At 38.1% G+C, this 7242-nt stretch carries 7 protein-coding genes and 1 pseudogene; 5 read left to right on the top strand and 3 right to left on the bottom strand.

Annotated features, from left to right (window positions below; genetic code table 11):
* From HX129_RS17280 to HX129_RS17290, 3 genes are all read left to right on the top strand, one after another.
* Nucleotides 1-135 (top strand): transposase (locus tag HX129_RS17280; protein ID WP_286436381.1); only part of this gene is annotated, 135 nt, incomplete at its 5' end.
* A gap of 108 nt (nucleotides 136-243) precedes the next feature.
* Entirely contained in the window at nucleotides 244-2409 is a 2166-nt protein-coding gene (locus HX129_RS17285) for a phosphocholine-specific phospholipase C (RefSeq protein ID WP_130075512.1), read from the top strand.
* Nucleotides 2410-2576: 167 nt separating this feature from the next.
* On the top strand, nucleotides 2577-2720 hold the full coding sequence (locus tag HX129_RS17290; protein ID WP_165353112.1) for a hypothetical protein: 144 nt from the start codon (nucleotides 2577-2579) through the stop codon (nucleotides 2718-2720).
* 13 nt (nucleotides 2721-2733) lie between these two features.
* Here the strand turns inward: HX129_RS17290 and HX129_RS17295 are convergent, their stop codons facing one another.
* Nucleotides 2734-4611 carry an LTA synthase family protein gene (locus HX129_RS17295; RefSeq protein WP_286436379.1) on the bottom strand — a complete coding sequence of 626 codons (1878 nt, stop codon included), beginning with the start codon at nucleotides 4609-4611 and terminating at the stop codon, nucleotides 2734-2736.
* Nucleotides 4612-4765: 154 nt separating this feature from the next.
* Entirely contained in the window at nucleotides 4766-5611 is an 846-nt protein-coding gene (nadC, locus tag HX129_RS17300) for a carboxylating nicotinate-nucleotide diphosphorylase (protein WP_174494111.1), read from the bottom strand.
* A gap of 181 nt (nucleotides 5612-5792) precedes the next feature.
* On the opposite strand from nadC, the gene ampD reads away from it, so the two are divergent.
* The gene (gene ampD, locus HX129_RS17305; protein ID WP_111861268.1) at nucleotides 5793-6380 is read left to right on the top strand and encodes a 1,6-anhydro-N-acetylmuramyl-L-alanine amidase AmpD; all 588 of its coding nucleotides are present in this window, start codon (nucleotides 5793-5795) and stop codon (nucleotides 6378-6380) included.
* A 78-nt stretch (nucleotides 6381-6458) separates the two neighbouring features.
* Here the strand turns inward: ampD and tnpA are convergent, their stop codons facing one another.
* Complete coding sequence (gene tnpA, locus HX129_RS17310; protein ID WP_286436380.1) at nucleotides 6459-6872, bottom strand: IS200/IS605 family transposase; 414 nt, start codon at nucleotides 6870-6872, stop codon at nucleotides 6459-6461.
* Between the two features lie 20 nt (nucleotides 6873-6892).
* Between tnpA and HX129_RS17315 the strand changes: the two are divergent.
* Nucleotides 6893-7242, top strand: a pseudogene (locus HX129_RS17315) (RNA-guided endonuclease TnpB family protein); the annotation flags it as partial.

A 7242-nucleotide genomic window follows, 5' to 3' on the forward strand; every position in this document is an offset into this window, starting at 1 on the left:
ACTAAACACCCTGAAATTAAAAACAAACTATGGGGAAATGCTCTGTGGTCACCTAGTTACTTCGCTGCATCATGTGGTGGGGCTCCGATTTCAATCATTAAACAATACATTGAGATTCAGCAGACACCTCATTAGCAATCCTAGCTAATCCCCACAAGGAGGACTAGCGGATTGCGGCCTTATATCCCCGCCCTAAAAGGCGAGGTTTTACAGCTATTCAGATAAAAATTAAAGATATTGAAGATGAATCGTCGTGATTTTTTAATTAATTCTATTAAAACTATATTTGGTGCTGCTGCACTTGCAAGTTTCCCTGCTAGTATTCAAAAAGCTTTAGCAATTAATGCCAAAGTTGAAACAGGAACCATTCAAGACGTGAAACATGTGGTGATTTTAACGCAAGAAAATCGTTCTTTTGATAATTATTTCGGTACCTTAAAAGGTGTGCGTGGTTTTGGAGATCGCTTTACCATTCCATTGTCAAATGGACGCAAAGTTTGGGAAAAATACGATAAAAACAAAAATAAAGTGTTGCCTTATCACTTAGACAGTAAATTAGGTAATGCACAACGTGTTAGTGGAACGCCACATTCTTGGAAAGATGGTCAAGATGCCTGGGATGCAGGACGTATGGGCAATTGGGTGGAACATAAGCAACCGCAATCCATGGGATATTACAAACAAGCTGAACTCGAATATCAATTTGCGCTCGCCAATGCTTTTACCATTTGTGATGCTTATCACTGTGCAATGCATGCAGGCACGAACCCGAATCGAAAATTTATTTGGACAGGAACCAATGGTCCAACAGGTGCCAATGTTGCAAGTGTGGTGAATGAGTTTGATGCGATGGGTGCATCTACAGTCGGCTATGATTGGACGACTTATCCTGAGCGTTTACAACAGGCAGGTGTCACATGGAAAGTTTATCAAGCCATGCCAGATAATTTTACCGACAATCCATTAGCAGGTTTTAAACAATACCGTCGTGCGAATGAGTTATCAGGTCAACCTGTGAGTCATGATGATCTGAAAAGTCCTGCTTATGATGAAAAAATTGATGCGACTCAGCCGTTGTATAAAGGGATCGCCAATACCATGCCAGATGGTGGTTTTTTACAAGCTTTAAAAGATGATATTGCACAAAAGAAATTACCACAAGTGAGCTGGATCGTTGCACCTGCAACTTATAGTGAACATCCTGGACCATCAAGCCCAGTACAAGGGGCGTGGTATATTCAAGAATTATTAAATGCATTGACTGCCAATCCAGAAGTATGGAGTCAAACCGTGCTTTTGGTGAATTTTGATGAAAATGATGGTTTTTTTGATCATATCCCATCACCTAGTGCGCCATCTCGTGATGAAAAAGGTCATCTCCAAGGTAAAACCACATTAAGCACAAGTGAATTGGCTTTTGAATATTTTGATCATGTTGCGGTGGCAGGGTCTAAATCTCAACCTCAACCTGATGGGCGTGTCTATGGGCCCGGCGTTCGAGTACCTATGTATGTAATTTCGCCTTGGAGTCGTGGTGGCTGGGTCAATTCTCAAGTGTTTGACCATACTTCGGTGATTCGTTTCTTAGAAGAACGTTTTGCAGTTAAAGAACCCAATATCAGTCCATATCGTCGTGCTGTCTGCGGTGATTTGACGACGGCCTTTAATTTTAAAACACCCAATACATCGGCTTTACCTATGTTAGCAGGTCAAAAAACGAAAGATCAGGCAGATGCAATTCGTCAGGCACAAGCAGTTTTACCACAAGTCACTCGACCAAATTTGGCGGTATTCCCTAAGCAAGAAATAGGGGTACGTCCATCTAAAGCATTGCCGTATATTTTACATACCAGTGCCGAAGTTGATGCAGCCACACAAAACGTTAAATTGATGTTTTCAAATACAGGGACTCAAGCGGCGGTATTTCATGTCTATGATCGCTTAAATCTCAATGCGATTCCGAAGCGTTATATGGTTGAGGCAGGTAAACAACTTGATGATGTCTGGAATAGATTTAACGACAAATATGATTTGTGGGTATTAGGACCGAATGGTTTTCATCGTAGTTTTACCGGCGATTTAACTGCAAAGAATCAGAAAGAAAGTTTGCCTGAAATTCGTATTTGTGTCGAAGAGTGTAGTTATAAGCTGACTTTAAAAGTCCGCAATGATGGCGCAAAAACCAGCAAATTGTTAGTAAAAGCTAATGCTTATTTAGCAAATAAAACATGGGAAATTGACACAAGCCCTACTGAGCAGTCCTTAGTTTTAGATATGACTGAGTTTGGTGGCTGGTATGATTTCACCGTAAGCATGCAGAATGATGCTTCTTTTAGTCGTCGTTTTGCAGGTCGTATTGAAAATAATCAGGATTCAATTTCAGATCCGTATATGGGATTTAATAGCTAAAACTCTATTATTCTATAAGGTGCTACGGCACCTTATTTTATTTCTCCCTATATTGACTGCTTTACATTTTTCCATATAAAAAGAGGGCTTGTGTAACGTCATCTTTAAAAAATCAGCATGCTTTATTTTTACAATGCTTGCCTTTAGAAACGATGACGAGAGGGAATATGAATTTATTGATTATCGGATTGATGGTGACGACCTTTCTTTTAATGACGACAGCACCACGTTCAACACAAGAAGTTGAACAGATTTCAGTACAGAAAAATCAAAAAACTTCTCAATCTATAGAACAGGATTCAGAAGTTTAATGTCAAAATAATGTTATAAAGCCGCTTGATTTGCTTCTAAACTTGGACGCATCAACTGATAACTAAAGTTTTTCCCATCTAAAACATCAAGATTCAAAGCTTTGTAATCATTCAATAATTGTGCTGCATTGCTTTCACAATTTTGATTGCTGTGATTCCCTGTTTTATGAATCGCGGTATAGCAATTATTCACTTTTTGAATAAATTGATAATACGGCGACAGTGGGACATGGGCAGCTTCTAACACACGGGGTGCAAGAAAGTGTGCAGGAATAAACGGTTCAGCCCATTGTTTTTTGTCTAATGGGAAATTACTCCAAATTGCCAAAGGTGTTTCATAAAAACGAACATCGTTTTTTTCAGTTTTGGCTTGTTCAGACCCCCAAAAACCATATTCATCATAGACGTTTTGTAAATTAGGTAAATGATCGCCAAAGAAAATCACAATGGTTGGACGTTGTAACTGTTTGACCGAATCAAGTAAAGCTTTTAAATGCTGATCGGCACGTTGCATACCTGATAAATAGGTATTTAGCGCACGTTTTGATCGATCACTAATGCCTTTTTTGGTGATTTTAAAATTATCCGCGCCAAAACGGTCATCATTATACATTGGATGATTTTCGACACTGATGGCATAGATAAATTGTGGCTGATCCTGTTGTTTGAGCTGTTGTTCAATACTGTTATAAATCAAATCATCATTTGCCCAACCTGCTTTGTTGATATATTGACTGCGTTGAGCAGCGCTGACCATATTTTCAATCGAGGTAAATTGGTTAAAACCCAAATTTTGGTAGACACTGCTACGATTATAAAAATATTTACCATTGTTATGCATGGCAGTCGTGTTATAGCCCAAACTATTTAAATACATGGGCAATGAATAGGTCGGACGTTTTAATTTTGCCACATAAGCCAATTGGTTTTGGTTTAAATGGGTATTTAAACTGGTCAATACTTCGAATTCAACGTTGGCAGTCCCACCACCAAAGCTCGGTGATAACAATTGACTCACCTGATTTTTTGCAATGGTTGGGGTAATATTTTTAGGAATACTGGAATCAAGCTTGGTTGCATCCCAATGTGACTCGCTCATGACAAAAATAATATTGGGTAATACTTTTTCTGTCGCTGAACTCGGCTGATTGTCTACATCTAGCGCCGTAGCGGGAGCAGTGAGTAAACTCTGAATTTTCGTTTCAGGAATATTTGCCGTATTCGAAACTTTGGCTTTAATGCCATCGACTGTTTTAGAAAAGAAAAATGCGCTAAAACCGAGTTGGCGAATATTCATGTGATCGCCGACCCAATCACTACGAGTATTTGGTAAATAAATATTGTATTTACATAAACTTGGCTTATTGTCACCTGAACAGGTTTGACTAAAATTATTTTGAAAATTCGCAGTAACGAAGAAGCCTAAAATTGATAGGGATAGTACTGCATTCGCCCAAAGTAAAGTATTTTTTTCGGCACGTTCTTTTTTATATAACCATACCATCAGTGCGATACAGACGAGTAGTCCTGCAAAAAATACAAATTTGAGTAATATTGGTGCTGCAATGAGTGTTTCTTTGAACAATAAAAAATCGCTTGGAATCAAACTCGCAGATAGATATTGCTCTTTTTTAATATTGATAAAGGTTAAGACAAAGATCAATACTTGGCTGACCAGAATCGTGGCAAAAGTACGTCTGAATATCAAATAAATCAAACTAATTAAGGCATAATTTAAGAGTACAGAAAAGCCATATTTAAATAGACGTAATTCTCGATAAGCTTCAGGTAAATTCAAGAAATGTTGAATATTTTCTTGATACAGAAAAAAAGCCAATACTGATACAAAAGCCACAAGTAGAAAAAGTACTTGTTGTCTTAAAGTCTTCATTTGCAGAGAGAAGTTTGATTTTAGGAGGATGGCAATTATAAGCCGTTCAAGAGGGCTTTCAAAGTTTTAATTAGATTGAATTGTAATCAAAATGAAAGCGTTATTTCCCCTTGGTGAGACAAGCCCAAGGAGAAATACATGATATTTAAATCAGTTAAGCATTAAAACGCATCGATAAATCAACAGCTTTGACGTCTTTGGTCAGTACACCCATAGAAATATAATCAACGCCTGTACTTGCTACTTCACGTAAATTATCAATGGTAATATTACCCGATGCTTCTAATTTACAGCGTCCTGCAACATGTTTGACTGCATCAATCATTTGCTGTTGGCTAAAATTATCTAACATCACAATATCAGCTTTGGCTTCAAGGGCTTGATTAAGTTCATCCCATGTTTCCACTTCCACTTCCACAGGTTTGTTGGGTGCAATGTGATGTGCTTTGGCAATGGCTTGTGCAATGCCTCCTGCTGCCATGATATGATTTTCTTTAATTAAAAAGGCATCAAATAAACCTAAACGATGGTTTTGACCCCCACCTATTGCAACCGCATATTTTTGTGCAATACGTAAGCCTGGTAAGGTTTTACGTGTATCCAGTAATTTAGTGTTCAACCCTTCGAGTTGTTTGACATAATCTGCAGTTTTGGTCGCTACAGCCGATAAGGTTTGGATGAAGTTTAAAGCAGGACGTTCTACAGTGAGTAAACTACGTGCAGAACCTGCAAGTTTATAAATAGTTTCATTGGCTTTGACCATGTCACCATCATTTTTCAACCATGTGATCTGTACATTTGGATCATAAGCTTGAATCAAGGCATTGACCCAAGGCTGACCTGCTAAAATCATGTCTTCACGGGTAATGATCGTCGCTGTTGCTTGTTCATCTTCGGGCGTGAGTAGGGCAGTAATATCACCTTCGCCAATATCTTCTTGTAGTGCTTGTTGAATATTGATTTGTATGGATTGTTCAAGCAGTGCTTGCGAAATGCTCATGGAAATTCCCTTTCGGTTCACCCTAAAATTTGAGCGATATATTAGCATTGTGGTTGTAATATTGAAGAAGTTTTTCATTTAAAGCAGAACAGAGTACACTCAGTTTAGCTTGTGTTGATGGTCTACTTTGAATGCAATACAAGAAAATGACAGCAAAAAATACTGCTTTTAGGAAATCTACATGCAATCGGGTTCACCATTCCAAGTTAAAGATGGTCAATTGATTGGTGCACGACAAGTACCGTCACCAAACTATAATCAACGTCCTGAAAATACTGAAATTCAGCTGATCGTGATTCATAATATCAGCTTGCCACCTTCGCAATTTGGTGGAGGTTATATTGAACAATTTTTTCAAAATCAATTGGATTGGTCAGTACATCCCTATTTTCAAAGCATTAAAGGGATGCAAGTTTCAGCACATTTACTGATTTTAAGAACAGGTGAAGTACTGCAATTTGTCAATTTTAAAGACCGTGCTTGGCATGCTGGACGGTCGAGTTATTTGGGGAAAGTTGAATGCAATGATTATTCGATTGGCATTGAGCTTGAAGGTAGCGATGATCAGGATTTTGAGCAAACACAATATGAGGTATTGGCACAAGTGGTGGCAAACTTGCAAAAAGCCTACCCTAAAACTGATCAGCATTTAGCGGGGCATTCAGATATTGCACCACATCGTAAAACAGATCCTGGCCCACATTTTCAATGGGATGAGTTTAGAGCATTGCTACATATAAGCAAAAGTAATAATTATTTATCCGTATAGCCGTAAAACCTCGTCTTTTAGGGCGGGGATATAAGGCTGCAATCCGCTAGTTCTCCTTGTGGGGATTAGCTAAGATTTCTAATGAGGTGTCTGCTGAATCTCAATGTATTGTTTAATGATTGAAATCGGAGCCCCATCACATGATGCAGCGAAGTAACTAGATGACCACAGAGCATTTCCCCATAGTTTGTTTTTAATTTCAGGGTGTTTAGTGCGTAGAATACGACTAGAAGCACCCTTTAAACTATTTACTAAGCTAGAAATTGCTATTTTTGGCGGATAATTCACAAGTAAGTGAACATAGTCATGTTCTCCATCAAATTCCATCAATTCAGCTTCAAAGTCTAAGCAGACACGCTCAAATACTTCACGCATCGTTTCTTGCATTGCTTTGGTAAAAACATCTCGACGATATTTAGCTACAAAGACTAAATGTACATGCATATTAAAAATACAATGGCGACCTGTTCTAATTTCTTGACTAGTACTCATACGCCAAATATATTTTAAGTATGAAGACACTTAAATTACGCATAAAAGATAAACATTGCAAGATGCTAGACCAACTAGCGTTAGAGGTAAACTTTGTCTGGAATTATGTTAATGATTTGTGTTTTAAACACTTGCAAAGAAAACAACAATTCTTTTCAGCATACAATATTGCAAAATATACAAAAGGTGCATCCAAAGAATGTGACTTGCACAGCCAAACGATACAGGCAGTTACAGAAGAATTAGTGACAAGACGCAAGCAATTCAAGAAAGCAAAATTAAAATGGCGTGTTAGCAATAAGAAATCAGCTAGACGCTCTTTAGGATGGATACCATTCAAGAAAGTAGCAATCAAATATGCTGATGGCTA

The organism is Acinetobacter sp. 251-1, from assembly GCF_030329305.1.
In the GTDB taxonomy this organism is placed as follows: domain Bacteria; phylum Pseudomonadota; class Gammaproteobacteria; order Pseudomonadales; family Moraxellaceae; genus Acinetobacter; species Acinetobacter piscicola_A.

What these genes read in the sequence shown, in the direction of transcription:
- HX129_RS17285 (WP_130075512.1), top strand. Translation starts at nt 244, where the DNA reads ATGAATCGTCGTGATTTTTTAATTAATTCTATTAAAACTATATTTGGT.
- HX129_RS17290 (WP_165353112.1), top strand. Translation starts at nt 2,577, where the DNA reads ATGAATTTATTGATTATCGGATTGATGGTGACGACCTTTCTTTTAATG.
- HX129_RS17295 (WP_286436379.1), bottom strand. Translation starts at nt 4,611, where the DNA reads ATGAAGACTTTAAGACAACAAGTACTTTTTCTACTTGTGGCTTTTGTA.
- nadC (WP_174494111.1), bottom strand. Translation starts at nt 5,611, where the DNA reads ATGAGCATTTCGCAAGCACTGCTTGAACAATCCATACAAATCAATATT.
- ampD (WP_111861268.1), top strand. Translation starts at nt 5,793, where the DNA reads ATGCAATCGGGTTCACCATTCCAAGTTAAAGATGGTCAATTGATTGGT.
- tnpA (WP_286436380.1), bottom strand. Translation starts at nt 6,872, where the DNA reads ATGAGTACTAGTCAAGAAATTAGAACAGGTCGCCATTGTATTTTTAAT.